The organism is Collinsella aerofaciens, assembly GCF_039758965.1.
GTDB classification, from domain to species: Bacteria; Actinomycetota; Coriobacteriia; order Coriobacteriales; family Coriobacteriaceae; genus Collinsella; species Collinsella aerofaciens_BR.
This window is the reverse complement of the sequence record NZ_JBDMSL010000031.1, coordinates 1-20844: the sequence shown is the minus strand read 5'-3', so window position 1 is coordinate 20844 and position 20844 is coordinate 1. Positions and strand designations below refer to the sequence as shown.

The window sequence follows — 20844 nt, the reverse complement described above, 5'->3', positions numbered from 1 at the left end:
GACCTTCTGGTCGCGCCCTTGAAGTTGAACGTCAGATTGTCCAAATGCGGCCCGCGCAGCGTCGAGCCGTTACGCGGGTTGGTAAACCCGCGTAACTACTACTCCCGTGCTCCGTACTGCTCGTAGTAGGCGTCGATGGCGGTCTTGAGCTCGTCATCGATGACAACCTTGCCGTCGATCTCGTGGTTGTAGAGGGTCTCGACGACCTCAGCCATGGAGACGATGCTCGCGACGGGGAAACCGTACTTGGCCTCGATCTCCTTCTGCGCGGTGGTCACACCGCCCTTGCCGACCTCCATGCGGTTGAGGGACACGATCAGGCCCTTGATCTCGACATCGGCAGCAGCCTTGACCTTGGGATAGGTCTCGTCGATGGACTTTCCGCTGGTGGTAACGTCCTCGACCATGACCACACGGTCGCCGTCCTTGGGCTCATAACCCAGCAGGTTGCCCTTATCGGCACCGTGGTCCTTGGCCTCCTTGCGGTCGCAGCAGTACTTGACCTCCTTGCCGTACAGCTCGTGGTAGGCAATTGCGGTCACGACGGCCAGCGGAATACCCTTGTAGGCCGGTCCAAACAGCACATCAAAGTCGTCGCCAAAGTTATCGTGGATGGCCTGAGCGTAATACTCGCCCAGCTTCTTGAGCTGATAGCCCGTCACGTAAGCGCCGGCGTTCATAAAGAACGGGGACTGACGGCCGCTCTTGAGCGTAAAGCTGCCGAACTTAAGGACGTCGGACTCGACCATAAACTTGATGAACTCTTGCTTGTAAGCCTCCATGCGGGCTCCTCTCGTAATTGCGTACGTGCTCTTCAGTTTAGCGCAGGCGAGGCGTCGATGTGGGCGTGCTTTGAGGCCACATCCCCCCGTTAGAGTAAGGAACTGGGCGGCGGCTCATACGCTAGTCCTTGGGCGTCCAGGACCAGAAGAAGTTGATAAGGGCCACGCGCGAGGCGGTGCCGGTCTTCTTGTTGATCGAGGAAATGTGACGATAGAGCGTGGAACGCGAAAGAAAGAGCGTTGTGGCGATGTCCTGAACGCTCTGGTCCGAAACGACCAAGACCTCAAGAATATCGCGCTCGCGCTCTGTAAGCCCAAAGGTGGCGACGAAGGCATCAAGGCGTTCATCGGACGTGAGCTCCGCTGCCTCCACGGGCTCGGGGTCGGAGCATGTGGGCGCAAGATCCCCACCAAGATCGTCGGTGGCAAGCGGCAGTCCGTCCCGCATCGCGGCATCATCGGCTCGTTGCCCCAACTGCCCCAGCAGCGTAATCGCAATGCCCACAAACATCACGAGCGCCGCACCGACCGCAGCCAGCACATTTTGACTCGAGATAATCGCCACTGCCGGCGCCGTCACGAACATCGAGCACACGTTGTTGACGACGCGACCCATGCACGGCCAAAAATATGACCAGCGCGCATAGAGCGAGACGGCGGCATATTTTGTGGTAAAGAACACCACGAAAAAGCCCGAGCCCAGATAAAAGATGATCGTGGCAGCAAGCTCGTTGCCGCCATTGCCATCGACGATGAGCACAAAGAACGAAAGCGTGGACAGTATGGCGGCACATGTCATGCCGATATTCATATACGAGCGGCCGTGCAGGTCAAATAGTGCGCCAGCGACCAACGAGCTCACGACAAGCAGCAGGCGCGGCCAATCGCCCAAATCGACGGCTCCGACAGCATGCAGGGTCGTGAAGCCCGCGTTGAGAGCGGCGAATACGCCGGAAAGATACGCCGTCGCCACGGTCAGGCGAACTACGGCGCGACGGAATGCCGCCTTTGCCTCGGGATCGTCATGCCACTTGGCGCCATATTCCAGAGCATCTACCGAAAGCCCGGCAGCACTGGGTTCAAAGTTGGGATTGGACTCGTCGCGCAGCTTGGCGCGTCGGGCACCGTGGAGCAACGCCACCTGCGCGATCGCGCAGACGACCAGAACAGCCTGCTGAGGAATGCCGGCAGGCATCACCATGTGGTTGAGCACCTGCACCAGAACGCCCATGGCGTAGGAAAGTGCAGCCGCACGCGCCAAGCAGGGCGTCCGTGCAAAGCGCCGCGCAAAGTTTGCATGAGCAGTCGATCCGCAGTAGCCCAGCGCGCAGCACGCCACCAAACCGCCGGCAATGATCACCTCAACCTGAACCGCCATAATCAACAGCAGCAATGCCGCCACCAGCAAAACGCCCGTGACGTCACTCGTTGCGTCGATAGCATGGGGACGGCGATAGTACAGAATGGGACGCACAAAAAAGCCAATCACGCTCGCGCCGATGACAAGGCTCTCATAAATAACGACCTCGTTCGGAGACACGAACTCGGCCATGCGCACATCAAAAAGATACTCGCACGCCAAAAACGTGAAGAAGAACAGCGCCAGGCATATAATCTCCCGAATGCCCCGACGCAAATATGCGGTTATGTCTCCCATGCCCCTCATGGTTAACCCCCAGCCGCTCAATTGTCTGGAAATCTATTTTAATAAAGAACAAGTCTCAATATCGAAGCCAGGCTCGAAATGCTGCCAATTCGACCCCAACCGTCCACATCACGCCGCAATTTTGAGCCGCATGGACCAGAAGGGACACGCGCGACCTCTAGCTCGGCCAGGAGTGTCTCCAACTACCACTCATTTAAGTACGTCCCCAATGAGTGGCCGAAGAGTGTCCCCCGCGACTAGTCGTTTAAGAACGTCCCCAATGACTAGTCAAAAATGGGCCATGTGTCCCAGTTGTGGAGACTCCTTGAGCCGTCTGGGTATCGCGAAGGATCGCGCACTCCCCCATCATCAAAAGTGACACACGCTACCAGTTGATGGGAGGCAGCCATGGGCTTCTTTGACAAGATGTTCGAGAAGAAAGAGTGCGCGATTTGCGGTACCGAGCTGGGACTTCTAGGTAAGACAAAAATCAATGAAGGCTACCTGTGCAAAGAGTGCGCCGGCAAGCTCTCCCCCTACTTTCACGGCTATCGCTCCAGCACCGCGGACGATATCCGTGAGCAACTCGCCTACCGCGAGGCCAACGCCGAACGCCTGTCTTCGTTCAACCCCACGCGCACGCTTTCTGCCGGGCGCACCAATATTATGCTCGATGAGGACGCGGGCCTGCTGATCATCACTTCGCAGAGCCGCTGGCGCGACGCCAATCCCGACATCATCGAGTTCTCGCAGGTACTCGGCTGCGATATGGATATCGACGAGCATCGCACCGAGATCTATCGCGAGACCAAGGACGGCGAGCGCGAGAGCTACAACCCGCCGCGCTACGACCTGGATTACGACTTTAATCTGACCATCCACGTCAACACGCCGTACTTTACCGAGATCAACCTGCGCGTGAACGACTCCACCATCGATCAGCGCGGCTCCATCGAATACCGCGAGGCCAAGCGCCAGGCAACCGAGGTCCGCGACGCGCTGGTGCAGCTGCGCCAGGAGACGCGCGACAGCGTCGTGGCCGCCAAGGCCCCCAAGACCGCGGTGACCTGCCCCTTCTGCGGAGCCACCACCATTCCCGATGCCAGTGGGCGCTGCGAATACTGCGGCGGCGCCATCGGCGCATAGCCTCCGGCAGCGAAAGGACCGATCATGGCCTTCGAGAGCGTTAACTATCAGTGCCCTGCCTGCGGTGGCCCCCTGCATTTTGCAAGCGCCGAGCAAAAGCTCGTCTGCGACTACTGTGACTCGCGCTTTGAAGTCGAAGAAGTCGAGGCCCTCTATCGCGAGCGCCAGGACAAGGCAGATGCCAAAGCCGATGCCGCAGCCGCGGCCCCCAAGCCTGCTGTCGACGATGCCGTGCAGGAGCTGGCTCAAAACGCCGGTTACATCTGCTCGTCGTGCGGCGCCGAGCTCGTGTCCGACGGCACCGTCGCTGTCACCACCTGCCCGTACTGCGGCAACTCCGCCGTAGCGCCCGGTCAGCTTTCGGGCGACTTCTCGCCCGACCTGGTGATTCCATTTAAGCTCGGGCGCGATGACGTCACGGCCGCACTCAAGGAACACTACAAGGGCAAGATCTTGCTGCCCAAGAGCTTTGTCACCGGCAACCACATCGACGAGGTCCAAGGTGTCTACGTGCCGTTTTGGCTCTACGGTGCCCGCGTTGACGGCGAAGTGCGCTTTGACGCGACCAACGAGACCGTGACCGAGGAATCCGACCGCACCGTCACGACCACCGACCACTACGATGCCTATCGCAAGGGCAATATCTCGTTTAAGCGCGTGCCCGTCGACGGATCGTCCAAGATGCCCGACGGCCACATGGATGCCATCGAGCCGTTTGACTACGACGCGCTGCGTCCGTTCTCGGTCGCCTATATGCCCGGCTACATCGCCAACCGTTACGACGAGGACTGCGAGACCTGCAAGGCGCGTGCCGAGCGCCGCATGGAGGAGAGCACGATCTCGGCCCTGCGCGAGACCGTCGTCGACGAATACGACGATGCCACGGTCGAAAGCAAGCAGCTCGACTACACCTGGGAAGACAGCGACTACGCCCTGTTCCCCGTCTGGATGCTCTCCACCTCGTGGAACGGCAAGAGCTACCTGTTTGCCATGAACGGCCAGACCGGCCGTTTGGTCGGCGAGCTCCCCTGCTCCAAGCCCAAGCTCGCCATCGCCTCGGTGCTGTTCTTTGTGATCGGATTTGTCCTCTCCCAGATTCTCTTTATGGGGGAATACGCCTTCGATCCAGATTACCTCACCTTTGATATCGAGGGCATCCTCATCAACGTCATCGCGCCGCTGATCATCGTGATTATCGGAGACGTGCTACTGGTAGGCCAGCTCAAGACGGCCAACGAGGCCACCCACGCCGACGAGTACTGCGGCGAGCTCGACCTGACCGAGAAGCACGACACCTTCAGCCACACCGAGACCACCGTTGTCATGAAGGACAACAAGGACGATTAGCCATTCTGACCAATACCACCCGGCCTTTGACGAGAAAGGAAGATCACCATGGGACTCTTGAAAGCTGGATTGGGAGCTGCCGGCGGCGTCATGGCCGACCAGTGGAAGGAATTTATCTATTGCGAATCGATGCCTGCTGACGTCTTGGCCTGCAAGGGCAGCAAACGCACCGGTGGCCGCAGCTCCAACACGCGCAGCGAGGACAACGTCATCTCCAACGGCTCGGTCATCGCCGTCAACGACGGCCAGGGCATGCTCGTGGTGCAAAACGGCAAGATCATCGAAGTCGCGCTGGAGCCCGGTGAGTTCGTCTTCGACACCGGCAGCGAGCCGAGCGTCTTTAGCGGCAACCTGGGCGATTCCATCAAGGAGACCTTCGCCAATATCGGCAGCCGTTTTACCTTTGGCGGCGATGCAGGCAAGGACCAGCGCGTCTACTTCATCAACACCAAGGAGATCATCGGCAACAAGTACGGCACCGCCTCGCCCGTGCCCTTCCGCGTGGTCGATAACAACATTGGCCTGGACGTCGACATCTCCGTGCGCTGCAACGGCGAGTATTCGTACCGCATCACCAACCCGCTGCTGTTCTACACCAACGTATGCGGCAACGTGACCGATAGCTATACGCGCGACAAGATCGACAGCCAGCTTAAGTCCGAGCTGCTCACCGCCCTGCAGCCCGCCTTTGCCAAGATCTCGGAGATGGGCATCCGCTACAGTGCCATCCCCGGCCACACCACCGAGCTCGCCCGCGCGCTCAACGAGGTCCTCTCGGCCGACTGGCGCGACCTGCGTGGTGTCGAGATCGTGAGCTTTGGCGTCAACTCCATCGCCGCCTCGCAAGAAGACGAGCAGATGATCAAGGACCTGCAGAAGGCCGCGGTCATGCGCGATCCCACCATGGCAGCAGCCAACATCGCCAGCGCCCAGAGCGACGCGATGCGCGCGGCGGCCGCTAACCCCAACGGCGCAATGGCCGGCTTTATGGGCATGGGCATGGCAGGTGGCATGGGCGGCATGAATGCCAGCCAGCTGTTCGCCGCCGGCCAGGCACAGCAGCAGGCCGCCCCGCAGCCGGCTCCGGCTCCCGCCCCCGCACCGGCTCCCGCCGCCGCACCTGCGGCCGGCACGTGGACTTGCAGCTGCGGCGCCACCAACACCGGCAAGTTCTGCTCCGAGTGCGGCAGTCCCGCACCCGCCCCGGCACCGGCAAAGTGGTTCTGCCCCAACTGCGGCAGCGAAAACGGCGGCAAGTTCTGCAGCAACTGCGGAACGCCCCGGCCCTAGCCCCTCTATCTGGTAATTGGCGGGGGATCCGCCACCCCCGCATTTGCTTCTATGGGTTTCGTTCGATGAAGGAGGACACCATGAAGACAACGTTCAAAAAATCCGTACTCGCATTCCTGACATGCGTCCTGGCGCTCGCCTTTGCCCTGACGGGCTGCAGCGGCGGCGGCAAAGACCCCAAGGCCAACTTCGTCGGCAGCTGGGAACTCTCAGGTGGAACCCTGGAGGGCGAAGAGCTGACCGATGAGTACATGAAGATGCTCGAGGATTGGGGTGTCCACTGCGTCCTGATTCTCGACGAGGACGGTACAGGCGCCCTCGACCTGTTCCTTGAGGTTGTCGACCTTAAATGGGAGGCAAAGGACGCCACCACCGTAACCATCACCGCCGAAGACGAGTCGCATGACATGAAGCTCAAGGACGGCAAACTCATCCTCGAAGAAGATGACGGCAATCTTGTCTTTACCAAGTCCGACAAGGACCTGTCCGGTACGGTGAAGAAGGATCGCGAGGCGGCCGAGAAGGAAGAGGAGATCGATGAGGCCGTCGAAGACGACGATGTCCAGAACGTCGAAATCTCCCCCGCCGTCACCGTCGCCGATGACGACCTGTGCACCATCACCATCACCGAGAAGTTCAAGGACGACTGGGGCGACATCGGCTTTGTCGTCAACATCACCAACAAGAGCGACAAGGATCTGACCTTCTACGCTCCTTCCGGCAAGACCAACGTCAACGGCACCATGAAGGAACCCTGGTTCTCGGCTCACCTGATGCCCGGCACCAGCGCCACCGAGGAATTCACGTTCTCGAACGGCGAGCTTGACAGCCTTGACGACCTGGTCAATACGACCATCGGCATCGACGCCTACCTGACCGATTCCTACGAGGACGTCGCCTCCTACAGCGCAACCATCGCGTAGCGGCAGACATCGACGGCCGCGGATTGGCGGACACATCCGCGCACTTGCCAGGCGGGGCCGCAGGAGATAATTCTGCGGCCCCGTCGCTTTATGCCGACAGCACCGCTCGCACAAGCAGGCCGCCCGCCGTTTTTAGATGCAAAACGGCGGGCGGCCTATCTTTGGCGTTGGAGCACGGGCGGCACACCGACTACGGGCGCTCCATATTGGGGACGATGCTGCCCTCGGTCACCGCATGCACGGCCAGGCGCATGATGTTGTCGTAGCCGGTCTTGCTCAGGATCTCCGAGATGCGACGCTTGATGGTGCCCTCACTCATAAACAGCTCGGCCGCAATCTCGCGACGGCTCTTGCCCTCGCAGGCAAGGCGCAAAATCGACAGCTCGACATCGTCGAGTGCCGCCGTGCCCGAAAAAATGCTCTCGGGCGGCTTGGGAAACGTGCAATAGCCCGCCAGCGTGGAGCGCATCACGGCGAACAGCTCGTCGATACCGACGTTCTTGTACACAAAGCTATCGACGCCCGCCTCGCGCGCCTGGTCCACAAAGGTGATCTCGGGCATGCCGGTCATGATAATGATGCGACACTCGGGCAGCCGCTCCTTGATGCGCGCCGCCGCCACGATGCCGTTTGAATCGTGTTCGGTGCACACGTCCATCAGTATCATGTCCGGGCGCTCCTTGAGCGCGGCACCCAAGGCCTCGGAGGCATCGGCGATGGCGGAAACAACGGTCATATCGGGCTGGTCGCCAACGGAGCGCGCCAGGCTCTCGCGCAGGATGGCCTGGTCTTCGACTATAAGGACGCGAATCATGAACTTCTCCTTTGGACCGTGGCGTTGGAGCTCAGCGGGATGGACACCGCAAGCGTAAAGGGCGGGGCAGCATGGACCTCTAGGCTGCCACCCAGATCTTGCGCGACATGCCTCATACCTGGGATACCCGTTCCCTCGCGATACGATACGGGTGCAGGCGCGCCGTCGTTAGAAACGGTCATCCGCGCAACAGCGCTGTCTTCCGACGTCTCCCGCCACAGGCGCACATGGACCCGATGGGCCTGTGCATGCTTGGTGGCATTGGTCGAGGCCTCACGGATAATCTGCAAAAATGCGGCGGCGACACGCGCGTCCTCAGGCAGCGCACCCTCAACATCGATCTGCACACTCACCAGGCCAAAAGCATGGACGATATCACCCAGCTGCTCTGCAGGCTCGCTGGCACCGCCACTGCGCAAATCGGCGGCAATTGAGCGCAGCAGCGGGTCGATCTGCTCGAGCGACTCGTCATCCAGGCGCCCCTCCTCCAGATAACGATGGAGGATGGACAGGCGCTGCCCGATCACGTCGTGCACGCGAGCGCGCATACGCAGATAGGCCGCATTGTCAGCAACTTTTTTGACTTCTTCGATCTGGGCTTGGAGCTCTTGGCCCGCAAGCTCAAGCAGGTGGTTGGCTTGCGCTAGGCGATCATGAGCATGCGCATACTCTGTTACATCCAGGCCGATAATGCGCTCAAAGAGGCGGCCCGAAACCATAACGTCATCGTGCACAAACAAGCGAATCTCGGCGGGAGAAACCTCGACCACCGCCCGCGCCTCACCAAAGCGGTCCAGATTAATCCGCACACGGTTCTGGCTGCTTTCGGGCATTTGCATGCTGAGTTTGCGCAGGCCGTTCCATGTACCGCTCATATCGCCTAGGTCGGTGGGCATATGAAGCTCCAGCAGGTTTTTGCGCATGCAGCGGTTCATGAGCAGCGGACGGCCCCTCGGGTCCAGATACAGGATGCCCACGGGAATCACGTTGATGGTCTCGATCGTCGAGAACATGGTGATATCCTCCTGGCGGTTGCGGACATCCATCAAGAGCGCCGCGATGGAACGGAACAGGAAGAACGCTCCCTCTGCGATAAGGACAACGGTCCACGCCGAGCCCATGGCAAAAACCGCCGGCGGTGTAACGGTGACAACAAGCAGCAGCTCGACCAGCATGACGGGGCGACGATAGCGCACCATAAGCACCACGCCGTAGGCAAAGATCACGGCATTGAGCCACAACGCTCCGCCCATTGCCCTGGCGCAAACGTCAAGCGGCGCCACCAGATATGAGCCAGACGACGCGAACAAGATGAGCGCCGAAATAACTAGGTGAAGCACAAGGCTCGCCTCGTAGGCACAAATCACCTTACGGTTATAGGACGAGCGGCGCGATGCGATGAGCGGGACGTGGATAGTCTGCAGACACGCAGCCAGGGCAAAGACAACATCGAGCGCAACGATTTGGGGAAGAATGAGCGAAATCTGCATCGTCACTCACCCGCCCTCGGCATCAAGACGATCATGCGCAGCTGGCCGGGCTCGCCCTCAAGGCGGTATGCCACGTTGCGCCCTTGCAGAGCGCTATCGAGCTCTTGCGCAGCGGGCGTCTGCGAAAGATCTGCATCATCGTTGGAAAAAAGCGTGGCGCGTAGCTCGACACTGCATCGGTCATGGTCGCCCAAGTGATACATAAGCGCCGGATGGTCGGTGGTGTAGGCAAAAAACGCAAAGTCATACACGCAGTCGTACAGGGCGCTTACCGTACTGGCGTGCATCGGGCGCCGTATGGCGATAATCGAGGCGCAATCGATATCGATGGTGCGCAGGTCGCTTGCGAGCTCGTTGGCAATGAGCTGAATGCGGTCGCGATCAAAACCGCTCTCCCCGTGCTGTGCCAACGTGAGCGACCCCTTGCGCTTGCAATAGGCGACGAGCATCTTGGCGCGCTGTAGCATGCGGTAACGCTCGTGCGAAGACGATTCATCGGTCAACGGCGGCAGCGAGCTCAGCAGGTCGTACATCCCTTCGAGCGCGCGGGCAAGCGCCTGGTCCACGTCTTGGACCAGCAAGGTCTCGGCCTCTTGGTCTGCCAGGTGCGTCTTAAGGTCGTAGTCGGCGGCGAGCAGCTCATTTTGACGCTGCAGCTCCATACGACGATGTGCCAGTTCACGGTTAAGCTCGTTGAGATCCGACACGTCTTGGGCAAGCAGGGCCGATCCGCCCAGCAGTGGAAAGGCTCGGTACATTACATCGGGATTGGACTCCACGGCAAAGGCATGGGCATGCCCGTGTTCCTGGGCTCGCAGCTCTTCGCACACGCCCGCCGGCATTGGCTTCGACACTGGCGTGGCATAGACTTCCTGCAGGTCGCGCGTTAGAACTTTGAGGTCGAGCGGCAAGGTGTCGAAGATGCCGGCGATGTCGTGATATGACGGAATGACACCGCAATCGAGACAGATTTCCATCGCCACCACGCACAAGACGCAATAGATGAGCGAGAAGTTGAGCCTCCATGCCCAGGACACGCGCAACGCATATGAGATGGCAAAGAACGCGCCGCCCAGCAGCACGAGCGCCGCCGTGCCCGAGAAACGTTGGATGCGAAAGGACGAGGACCGGCCCACCAGGATAAAAAAGGCCACAAAGTTAAAGGCCGTCCACACGAGAACGGCGAAATAACCCCAGCCGTACGTGTAATCGTTGCTCCAGGTGTCACTTGTACGGTCAAAGCGGAAGACCTGCTGGTGAAAATCGTTGGTGAGCACAAATCCGATAAGCAGGATAGCCACAATCCACAGCGCAGCGCAGTAGCGGCGACCCAGGCGGTGTTGCTCCAGGCCTGCAAGGCGCAGACCACACAACTGGTAGAGCAGCGGAATGAGCGTCATGGGCACGTAGTACAGGTACCACAGCACGGTGGCATAGAACGGCGTGAACGACTTGTACTTGAGAATGACTTCGATCATCCACAGGGCGCAGATGGTGGCGACGGCAACAAGGCGGCGGCGCAACACATAGTCCAAACAGCGCAGATAGACCGATACGCCCCAAATCGAAAATACAATTGCGGCGACAAGCAGCGGGAGAGAGCTCGAATGGACGAGCGCATCCACGACCTCTTCGGACACCTCGCTATAGGCGGGCACGGCGTTAGAAAGTTTGGGGTCGAAGGCGAACAGCGCCGGCAAGACTGCCAAAAGCATGAGGAACAGCGCGGTGATGACACCGGCGATAGCAAAGACGCGGTGGCGGTACACCTGATGTGTTATGCCAACAAGGAATCGCGGCATGGCGAAGAGCCTGCCGCCCCTGGGATCCGCAGCCGGTGCGGTCCGGGCGGCCGCGTGGCCAATATGTCGCTCGCGGGTATCCATAGTGCTTTTAGTGTACCGACAGATGGGTCGAAAAAGCGGGCCGCATGTCCCAAAATCCGCAGACGGCAAGGCGCCCGGCAGCCTCCCCCGTCTGGCACTTCCCGATATCCGCCCGCCCCAAACCACCGCAAAGGGAACAGGCACCTTTGTGGTGGTTTGGGGCGATGCGCTAGTCCACGGTGATGTCGAGGTTTTTGCCGATGAGGCCTACGTAGCCGCCTTCGGCTGCCTTGGGGCTGTCGGCGTGGCAGAGGACCCACTTGTCGGCCTTCCAGTAGCAGTAGCTGTCACCGGTGGCAGGCATGTCGGCTGCGGCCTCGGGGCGCGGGCCGTTGGTGCCCGCCGGCAGCGCCACCATCACCTGGAAGCCGCCTTCGTCGACCATGCAGGGCGTATAGTGGAGCGTGGTGTTGAAGACCTCAACAACCGTACCCGCCGGCACGCGGAACGCCTTGACGCACGCGGTGTCGAGCTTGCCGTCCTCGATCTCCCAGCGATGCGCCACGAGCAGAATAAAATCGCGGGCGCCCAGGTTAAACTCGCTGGCGCGGTGGTACTCCAGGCAGTTGAGACGCGTGTTGTGGCCGTTGCACCAGCCGAGCTGGAAGGGACGGCCACCAAACATGAGAAAGCCCAACTTATCGGCATCCTTGACGCCCTCGAGCTCCGGCGCACTTGCTACGTACTTGCTGCCCTCGGGAATGGGCGTGGCAGAGAGCGCCTCGAGCACGGGCGACGTGAGCTCGGACGAAACGTCATCCCAAACGTTGCCATAGGATTTGAACTCGGGATCGTTGACAGAGTAGATATGCATGTTCACTCCTGTTCGTAAATGTGACGATACGAACATTCTAGAACAAACATGAGCGATTTTGAACGCTCGTCCCGACCAATCAACAAAAAGGCGCCCCCGCATAAGCGAAGGCGCCCAATGCGCGCGTTTTGGGCGATAAAGCTCTTACGCCTGCTGATAGTGCAGGTGCTTCTCGTCGATATCGGCCAGGTCGCGGTCGAGGTAACGGCGTGCGAGCCAGTTGGCCATGGGGAGGTTCTGGTCCAGGTAATTACCGCACTCCTCGGGAGCGGCACCGGGGACATCGCCCTCGAAGCCGGCGACAAACTCAAACAGCTCGCGGACGAGCGGCAAGATCTTCTCGCTCGTCAGCTCGCCAAAGACAACCAGGTAAAAGCCCGTGCGGCAGCCCATGGGGCCAAAGTAGACAATGCGGCTCGACCACTCGGCATGATTGCGAAGGAACGTCGCGCCCAGGTGCTCGATGGTGTGGCACTCGGCCGTGTTCATGACCGGCTCCTTATTGGGCGTGGTCAGGCGTAGGTCAAAGGTGGTGACGGCGGCGGCGGTCGCCGGATCGCGGTCGATGCGGCTCACGTACACGCCGGGCTCAAGGAGCAGATGGTCAACGGAAAAGCTCGCGATGCGCTCCATGGCAGATCCTCTCGATAGTCAAATTGGGACGGGGCTTTTTTAGCTGGTTCGAATGGTCGCACCAATCATACCAGTCAAAAAAGCCCGTCCCAAAAAGACAACCTAGCCCAGGACGCGGGCCATGCGTGCCTTGAACTCGGACAGGAAGCGCGGGGCGTCGACGGTCAGCGCCACGAGTGCGCTCTTGTCCGGATCGGACAGGCGGCGCTCATCGCAGATGGTGCGACCGCGGTACTCGCCCAGCAGATCAACACGCAGGTTGCAGCCGAGCGCACCTACGAGCGTGGGGTCGATCGCCACGGCAACGGCCAGCGGATCGTGCAGCGCACAACCACCCAGGTAGGGTGCGTTCATCTCGTACGAGCCAATGTAGTGCTCGACCATGCTCGCAAATGCGCAGCCCGCCATGGTGCCCGAGCCCGTCCAGCCGGCAATGTCGCGGCGTGTGAGCACCACGCGATGTGTCACGTCCAGACCCACCATGGTGAGCTTACGGCCCGAGCGCAGCACCGCGTCGGCTGCCTCGGGGTCGCTCGCCATGTTGGCCTCGGCGCCCGCGCTCACGTTACCGGGCACGGTAAGGGCGCCGCCCATCACGACCACGCGGCCGATGGACATCATCGCCGCCGCATCGCGCTCCAGGGCGAGCGCCAGGTTGGAGAGCGGGCCAGTCGCTACGTAGACCAGATCGGGACCATAGGTGCGCGCGGCATCGATCAGATAATCGACCGCAGCGTTGCCGTCGGCCGAGGTCGCCCCCACCGGCTCGTAGGGCGACGCGGGCACGCTCGCGCCGCCGATGCCGTTCTTGCCGTGAATGAGCGCGGTGGACGCCGGCGGCGTATAGGGCTCAGTCGCCTGCAGAGGACGGTCGGCACCCAGGTACACCGGAACCTCGGGGCGACCCAGCAGATCGAGCACCGCCAGGCAATTGTGCGCCGATTGCTCGACGCGCACGTTGCCAAAGCACGTGGTGATGCCCACGAGCTCCACCTCGGGGCTCGCGATGGCATAGGCCAGCGCCATCGCATCGTCCACTCCCATATCCAGATCAAGGATCAGCTTCTTGATTGCCATTGTTCTACTCCGCTTCTCCGTCTTTATCGTTTAACCAAACCAATGTTCAACTTCGGCGCGCGTGGGAATCGATTGCTGAGCGCCCAGGCGCGACACCGTCACTGCCGAAGCGCGAGCACCCGCGGCCATGCACTCAAAGAGCGGCAAGCCCTCTAGGCGAGCCGCCGCCAACGCGCCGATAAACGTATCGCCGGCGGCCGTGGTATCGACTACCGCACTCGAAAGTGCCGGCATGCGCAGCAGCTCACCGCCATCGCCGAGCGTAACCGAGCCGGCACCGCCCAGCGTGATGACCGCAGCTCCGGCACCCCTAGCGAGCAGGGCGTTGAGCGCCGCGACGCAGCTTGCATCGTCCGCGGGCAAGATTCCCGTCAGCACCTGGCACTCGGTCTCGTTAGGACAGGCCAGGTCGACCGCAGGCCAGACCTCCGCAGGCAGCTCGCAGGCGGGCGCTGGATTAAAGACCGTATAGAACCCCAGCTCATGAGCGCAAACAAGCGCCTCGGCCGTCGCCGCAAGGTCACATTCGCCCTGGGCGATAAAGACGCTTCCGGCAGTCGGGGCAATCTCGCTGGCGTCGCCGTCGAGCTCATGGGCCACCAGACGCCTCAACGCGCAGGCAACGTCCGCACCCGCAAGCGCATGGTTGGCGCCCGGTGACAGTATGATGCGGTTGTCGCCCTCGCAGCGAATGATGGTCGCCGTTCCCGTCTCCACGTCATCGCGATGCACTACAAAGTCACAGTCCACGCCGGCGTCTTGGAGCCCCACCACGAGCGACGCGCCGAACGCGTCGCGACCGACCGCGCCGATCATGTGCGTGCACGCGCCCATACGCGCGGCAGCTACGGCCTGATTGGCGCCCTTGCCGCCGGCGTTGGTGATAAACCCGCTGCCGCCGACGGTCTCGCCCGCACGCGGTATGCGCTCGCACGCCACCGAAAGGTCCATGTTCATGCTGCCGAACACCGCAACGATGCTGTGATCCGCCATGGAAACCTCCTCATCTGCGGGCCTTATGCCCACCGCCGGCCGTCGATCATGCGCTCTCGCACCCCCTATAACTTTAGTTCACTTTGATGTGGACGCGTACTTGAGCTTGCGCCAGCAGCAAGCATTCACAGGAGCAGGCAGCTACAATGAAGGCGTGCTGATTATTCTCGTCATTGGATGATGTTTTATGGAACAACTCTCGCAATCGGGCTCGCGCGGTCGACGCCGCACGGGCAACGAGCCGGCGCCGCACGAACGCGTGAAGGGCGAGCGCCGTACCAACGAGCCGCGACGCGCCGCGAGCCCTCATCGCGCTTCTGCCAACAACGCGGGCCGCGCCAACACTCCCGCCGCGGAGCAGACGCCTGCTCGCCCCAAGTCCCGCTACATCCCTGCCCTTGACGGCCTGCGCACGCTTGCCGTCGTCGCGGTGGTGCTCTATCACCTCAACCTCACATGGGCACAGGGCGGTCTGCTCGGCGTCACGATCTTCTTTGTGCTTTCGGGCTATCTGATCACACGCCTGCTGCTCAACGAAGTCGCTAAGACCGGCCGCATCGACCTCAAGAGCTTCTGGATCCGCCGCATCCGTCGCCTGGTCCCCGCCGTGGTGACCGTCGTGGTGGTGACCTGCGCACTGTGCACCATCTTTAACCACGTGATGCTCACCAAGATGCGCCCCGACATCCTGCCGTCGCTGCTGTTCTTCAACAACTGGTGGCAGATTGCCCAAAACGTCTCGTACTTCAATGCTCTGGGCGACCCCTCGCCGCTCACGCACTTTTGGTCGCTCGCCATCGAGGAACAGTTCTATCTGATTTGGCCGCCACTGCTGTTTGCCATGGTATCCATGCATGTGAGCAAACCCAACACGCGCCGCGTGGTTCTGGGCCTTGCCGCGGTATCTGCCCTAGCCATGATGGTGCTTTACAACCCTGCCGCCGACCCCAGCCGCGTGTACTACGGCACCGACACCCGCGTGTTCTCGCTGCTGCTGGGCGCCTGGATGGCCTTTATCCCCGATCGCGATCTGGCGCCGGTGCGTCTCGCTCATCGTTTGGGGCTCAATCGCCTGGCTGGCGCCGTCAAGCACGGCAAGAACGCCGAGGGCAAGCCTGGCGAGAAGGCCGACGAAGCAGCCGAGACCGCCCCGGCACAGCCGAGCGCCCTCGTGCGTTTTTGGTCCTCGCCCGCATCCATCGATGTATTGGGCGTCGTGGGTCTGGTTGGCCTTGCCGCCATGGTCGCGCTCACCAACGGCTACACCGCCTTCCAGTATCGCGGAGGCACGCTGCTGTGCTCGATCCTCACGCTCATGGTCATCGCGGCCTGCGTGCAGCCCCAGGGAATGGTTGCCCGCGCGCTGTCCGCCGAGCCGCTCGTGTGGGTTGGCAAGCGCTCGTACAGCATCTACCTGTGGCACTATCCGCTGCTGTTGCTCATGAACCCGGTCGCCAACATCAACGATACACCGTGGTGGCAGTACATTTTGCAGGTGCTGTTGGTGGTCGCCGTGGCCGAGTGCTGCTATCGCTTTATCGAGACTCCGTTTAGGAAGGGCGCCTTTGGGCGCACCGTCGCCGAATTCCGCGGTGGCACCACCACGCCCGCCAACTGGGCACGCGCGCACGCCCCTGTCTGCGTAGCCTGCGCTGTCGTGTTGGTCGTTGCACTGGGCGGCCTGATCTTTGTGCCCGAAACGTCTGCGCTGAGCGGCGAGGGCGCCGAAGTTCTGAACAAGGAAGCCAAGAACACCGCGCCCACCGACCAGCAGGCGGCCGACGACACCGACAAGGACAACGACGGCTTCCCCGATGGCTCCTACGATCTGCTTATGATCGGCGACTCCGTGTCGCTGCGTGCCGTGGACACCTTTGACGGCGTGTTCCCGCACAGCCATATCGATGCCGAAAAGGGCCGCCAGTTTGATGCGGGCCGCGCGACATTTGAGGGCTATATCCAGCAGAACCTTGCCGGCAAGATCGTGGTCTTTGCCCTGGGCACCAACGGCTTGGTAACCGACGACCAGATCGACGCCATCATGGCCGATGCAGGAGATAAGCGTATTGTGGTGTTTGTGAACACGCGCAGCCCGCAGCCGTGGGTTGGCTCTACCAACCAGGCCATCGCCAACGCCGCTACGCGCTACAAGAACGTGCGCGTTATCGATTGGTACGGATACAGTGCCAACCGCAACGACCTGTTCGATGGCGATGGCACGCATCTATCGACCACTGGCGTGACTGAGTACCTCAACTTGATCCACGATGCCGTCAAGAAGGACCTGCCCGTGCATCCCGAGGATCACGTCAACGATCCGCAGCCGGCTGCCGTCAAGTCTGCCACCGACGCGCTCGTCAATGCGCTTGCCTTCAAGCCGCACAAGCTGGGCACCGACAAGTAACCCGCAGCAAACAACCCAAAATCACTCTTTTAGAGCCGGCCCCAAGAGATTGCGGGCAAAAAACAGGCCGCAGCCCATCGCTGCGGCCTGTTCGGAAGCAAAAGTGGGCGTTAAGCGCTGTAGCCCATCGCTTGCAGCACAAACATGACGACCGTCAGCACCGTAATCACGCCGATAGTCGCCCAAGTGAGCACGTTCCACACGCGGCCGTTGCGGTTGGCGCCCATAATGTGACGGTCGGCGGCGATAACCACCTGGAACACCAGAACCACGGGCAGTAGCACGCCATTGATGACCTGCGAGGTCATCATAATCTGGAACAGATCAACGCCGGGCATAAGCACCAGCACGGCAGAGATACCGATGATGGCCGTAATGATGCCGCGATAGACCGGGGCCTCGTCCCAGCTGCGGTCGGCACCGCGCTCCCAGCCAAATGCCTCGCAGATAGCGCTCGACGTAACGCCCGGCAGCACGCAGGCAGCCAAGAAGCTCGCCGCGACCAGGCCCGAGGCAAACAGTACCGTGGACCACTGACCCGCAATAGGCTCCAGCGCGCGGGCAGCATCGGCAGCATCGCTAATCTGAATGCCCGCCGGGAACAACACCGTACCGGTCGTGATGATAATAAAGCCGGCAATGACATCGGCAGCAAGCGAGCCGCTCACGGTATCGATACGCTGCAGCACGATGTCGTCCTCGCCCGCGTTCTTATCGACCACGTTGTTCTGCGCCAAGAAAATCATCCACGGCGCGATGGTGGTACCGATCGTTGCGACCACGAGCGACACGTAGCTGGGGTCATTTTGAATGTTAGGCACGACCAGGTCGACCGCGACCTCACCCCAGTTGGGGCCAGCCATAAACGCGGCGACAATATAGGTCACGAAGACGCAGCTTACCAGCAGCAGAATCTTCTCGATGCGCTGGAAACTACCCGACATGGTAAGCATCCACACCAGCAGCGCCACCAACGGCACCGAGATGCTCGCCGGCACGCCAAAGAGAGCAAGGCCGCTGGCGATACCCGCAAACTCCGAAATGGTCACAGCCGTGTTGGCGATCAACAGCGCCGCCATAGCAAGTACACTCTTGCGCACGCCAAAGCGCTCGCGGATGAGCGATGCCAGGCCCTTGCCCGTGACGCAGCCGCAGCGCGCCGCGGTCTCCTGCGTCACGATGAGCAGCACAGTCATGACGGGAAGCATCCAGAGCATCTTGTAGCCATAGCTGGCGCCCGCACTGGAATACGTTGCAATGCCGCCGGCGTCATTGCCCGAAAGCGCCGCCAGCAGACCGGGGCCCATAGCGCCAAAGATGGCCGCGATGGTCAACTTTTGCTTGGTGCCCGACTTTTGCTTGGTATTTTGCACGCGACCACCTAACCAATGACCGACATGGTGAGCAGCACCGCAGCGGCGCAGTACGCTACGCACGAGATCATGACGGCAATAACGTTCATGGCGGTGCCCGACGTGTTGAGGTCATGCTCGTCACGCCAGAACAGCACCATCAGGTAAATCACGGCGCTCATGTTGCCAACCAGGCAAATGATGGCAGCGATATTAAAGCACCCGGTAAAGAGTTGCTCCTCAAACATGGGCGCATCGGGGAACGCGGCGGTGCGCACCAGCTGGGCGCACAGGTAGGTCACGAGCGAAAGGATCAGGCCCATACCCGTGCTCTGGAAGAAGAATCCCAGGTACGGTTTGGGCTCGTCGTCGTGGCCGTCGTACTCGAGGAAGTAGTTCTTGACGAACGACACCATGCGCGAGGCCGCCAGCAGCACGAGCGGCATGGCGCACATGGGGAACACCACCAGATGCGCGGAGCCGAGCGCCGTTCCCAGCACGGTCGCCATGATGCACGACGCGATGCCCCATACAACAACCCAGTACTGGCGATGCACGAACCAGCTGAGCACGTTCGTCGAGTCGTCCGACGCGCTATCGCCCGAGCCGACACCGGCGATCTGCAGGTCCTCCTGATGCTCCTCGGCGATAACGTCCATGGCGTCGTCGAAGGTCACGATACCCAGGATATGACGGTTCTCGTCGCAGACAGGGATGGCAACCAGGTCGTACTTGGTCATCTCGTCCGTCACGTCTTCCTGGTCCTCGTCGGGCGACACATAGACCAGGTCGCGATAGGCCAGCTGACCCAGCGTGGCGTCGCGGTCGGCTACGATCAGCGTGCGCAGCGAAAGCACGCCGGTCAGCATGCCGCTCGGATCCTCGGTATAGACGTAATAGACACTCTCGAAGTCCTCATCGAGTTTGCGAATCGCCTCGATGGCATCGCCGACCGTCGCCGTGGCGGGCAGCGAGACAAACTCCGAGGTCATGATGCGGCCGGCGGTGTTGTCCTCATAGCCCAGCAGGTTACGAATCGCCTTCTCCTCCTTGACGCCCATCAGGCGCAGGAGCTTCTCGGCCTTCTCGTAATCGAGCTCGTCGATCAGGTCGGCGGCGTCGTCCGGGTCCATCATGGCCAGCATCGACGATGCGTCCGTATCGGACAGGCCCTCGAGCATCTCGGTCATGAGCTCGTCATCATCGAACTCCGAGATGGCCTCGGCGGCCTGGGCGGTGTCGAGCTGCGCGAACACCTGCGCACGCAGGCGCGGGTCGAGCTGCTCGATGATGTCGGCAATGTCGGCAGGGTGCAGCTCGCCAAGCGTCTTGTGCGACACCGAGAGCTGGATGTTCTTAGTCGAGCGATCGAGCAGGTCCATGTAAGACCAGGCGATAATGTCCTCGCTGAGCGGCTTGCCCAGGTGCTTCATAAAGCCCTCGACGACATGCTCGAGTGTGGGGCTGATCGCGCGCAGCAGACCGCGGGCGCCAACTTCGGCACCCAGTAGGCGCAGCTGATTTTCGCCCGACATGGAAAACTTGATGTCGTTTACGCGCACGACCTTCATGCCCTGCGTGTCGACAATTTGCTTGTTAAGCACGTCGCGGGCGAGTAAGAGTTCGGTCGGCTGCAGGTACGAAAAACGGATTTCGGTGGCCGACGTCTTAAGGTGTACACCCGTCTCGTCGATACGGTCGACCCATTTGCGCCAACTGATCATAAACGGCGTCTTGCCGGGACCGCGGAACGCGAGCGACGTCACGTGTGGAAAAACTTCGCCGGTAGCAATGCCAAAATCGTTCACAACGCCGAGCTTTTCGCCATCGACGTCCAAGACCGGCAGTTTGAGCATCTCACTCAGATAATTCAATGGTGCTCCCCATCATAATTCCTCCGGACGCGGCCGCGCGTGCGGCGTCCGGGGGCTTCTGGATATGTATACGCATGCGCGGGCGGCACGCCGCTCGACGCTTACACCCCGTGCATGCGCAAAAAGCACCTGCATGGGGTCATCGACTGTATGGTCGAGGTTTGGATTTCACCTGTAACCTTTCTCTTGACCCTCATTAGCCGCAGTAACTATAGCATCAGCATCGCCCTGCGGCATCGAATTTATGCGCTGCACATTGCAGGCATACCAAACGCTGACGCATCCGTGACATAGCCATTGGGTGTTCCTATAGTTTTGTCAACCGTCGGGGCTACTCCCGGTAGGGCACCCGGTCGCGCATCACGGCGTATATC

The 20844-nt window shown here is 61.0% G+C and carries 16 protein-coding genes; 5 read left to right on the top strand and 11 right to left on the bottom strand.

Annotated elements, in window-relative coordinates; all coding sequences use genetic code 11:
• Window positions 1–98: 98 nt before the first annotated feature.
• Complete coding sequence (gene pyrE, locus ABHU32_RS09300; protein ID WP_117848347.1) at window positions 99–782, bottom strand: orotate phosphoribosyltransferase; 684 nt, start codon at window positions 780–782, stop codon at window positions 99–101.
• 121 nt (window positions 783–903) lie between these two features.
• On the bottom strand, window positions 904–2439 hold the full coding sequence (locus ABHU32_RS09295) for a helix-turn-helix transcriptional regulator (RefSeq protein WP_346979731.1): 1536 nt from the start codon (window positions 2437–2439) through the stop codon (window positions 904–906).
• A 396-nt stretch (window positions 2440–2835) separates the two neighbouring features.
• On the opposite strand from ABHU32_RS09295, the gene ABHU32_RS09290 reads away from it, so the two are divergent.
• From ABHU32_RS09290 to ABHU32_RS09275, 4 genes are all read left to right on the top strand, one after another.
• Window positions 2836–3573 (top strand): DUF4428 domain-containing protein, encoded by a 738-nt coding sequence (locus ABHU32_RS09290; RefSeq protein WP_035136607.1) that lies wholly within the window; start codon window positions 2836–2838, stop codon window positions 3571–3573.
• 24 nt (window positions 3574–3597) lie between these two features.
• Complete coding sequence (locus tag ABHU32_RS09285; protein ID WP_346979730.1) at window positions 3598–4920, top strand: hypothetical protein; 1323 nt, start codon at window positions 3598–3600, stop codon at window positions 4918–4920.
• A 48-nt stretch (window positions 4921–4968) separates the two neighbouring features.
• On the top strand, window positions 4969–6210 hold the full coding sequence (locus ABHU32_RS09280) for an SPFH domain-containing protein (RefSeq protein WP_346979729.1): 1242 nt from the start codon (window positions 4969–4971) through the stop codon (window positions 6208–6210).
• A gap of 80 nt (window positions 6211–6290) precedes the next feature.
• Entirely contained in the window at window positions 6291–7133 is an 843-nt protein-coding gene (locus ABHU32_RS09275) for a hypothetical protein (protein WP_346979728.1), read from the top strand.
• A gap of 190 nt (window positions 7134–7323) precedes the next feature.
• Here ABHU32_RS09275 and ABHU32_RS09270 read toward each other — a convergent pair whose 3' ends face one another.
• The 7 genes from ABHU32_RS09270 to ABHU32_RS09240 all read right to left on the bottom strand — a co-directional run bounded on the left by ABHU32_RS09270 (window position 7324) and on the right by ABHU32_RS09240 (window position 14840).
• Window positions 7324–7947: a response regulator transcription factor gene (locus ABHU32_RS09270; protein ID WP_346979727.1), complete on the bottom strand. Its 624-nt coding sequence runs from the start codon at window positions 7945–7947 to the stop codon at window positions 7324–7326.
• Window positions 7944–9443 carry a sensor histidine kinase gene (locus ABHU32_RS09265; RefSeq protein WP_346979726.1) on the bottom strand — a complete coding sequence of 500 codons (1500 nt, stop codon included), beginning with the start codon at window positions 9441–9443 and terminating at the stop codon, window positions 7944–7946. The genes ABHU32_RS09270 and ABHU32_RS09265 overlap by 4 nt, the downstream gene beginning before the upstream one ends.
• Complete coding sequence (locus tag ABHU32_RS09260; RefSeq protein WP_346979725.1) at window positions 9440–11239, bottom strand: histidine kinase N-terminal 7TM domain-containing protein; 1800 nt, start codon at window positions 11237–11239, stop codon at window positions 9440–9442. The genes ABHU32_RS09265 and ABHU32_RS09260 overlap by 4 nt, the downstream gene beginning before the upstream one ends.
• A 253-nt stretch (window positions 11240–11492) precedes the next feature.
• Entirely contained in the window at window positions 11493–12137 is a 645-nt protein-coding gene (locus ABHU32_RS09255) for a DUF4867 family protein (protein ID WP_346979724.1), read from the bottom strand.
• A gap of 144 nt (window positions 12138–12281) precedes the next feature.
• Complete coding sequence (locus tag ABHU32_RS09250) at window positions 12282–12770, bottom strand: S-ribosylhomocysteine lyase (protein ID WP_346979723.1); 489 nt, start codon at window positions 12768–12770, stop codon at window positions 12282–12284.
• Between the two features lie 102 nt (window positions 12771–12872).
• The gene (locus tag ABHU32_RS09245; RefSeq protein ID WP_022094391.1) at window positions 12873–13847 is read right to left on the bottom strand and encodes a nucleoside hydrolase; all 975 of its coding nucleotides are present in this window, start codon (window positions 13845–13847) and stop codon (window positions 12873–12875) included.
• Between the two features lie 30 nt (window positions 13848–13877).
• Window positions 13878–14840: a ribokinase gene (locus ABHU32_RS09240; protein WP_346979722.1), complete on the bottom strand. Its 963-nt coding sequence runs from the start codon at window positions 14838–14840 to the stop codon at window positions 13878–13880.
• 187 nt (window positions 14841–15027) lie between these two features.
• On the opposite strand from ABHU32_RS09240, the gene ABHU32_RS09235 reads away from it, so the two are divergent.
• Entirely contained in the window at window positions 15028–17244 is a 2217-nt protein-coding gene (locus ABHU32_RS09235) for an acyltransferase family protein (RefSeq protein ID WP_346979721.1), read from the top strand.
• A 110-nt stretch (window positions 17245–17354) separates the two neighbouring features.
• On the opposite strand, the gene ABHU32_RS09230 is transcribed toward ABHU32_RS09235, so the two are convergent.
• Window positions 17355–18551, bottom strand: a complete 1197-nt coding sequence (locus ABHU32_RS09230) for an Nramp family divalent metal transporter (protein ID WP_006235731.1) — start codon at window positions 18549–18551, stop codon at window positions 17355–17357.
• Between the two features lie 74 nt (window positions 18552–18625).
• Window positions 18626–20470 (bottom strand): magnesium transporter, encoded by a 1845-nt coding sequence (locus tag ABHU32_RS09225; protein ID WP_346979720.1) that lies wholly within the window; start codon window positions 20468–20470, stop codon window positions 18626–18628.
• Between the last annotated feature and the right edge of the window lie 374 nt (window positions 20471–20844).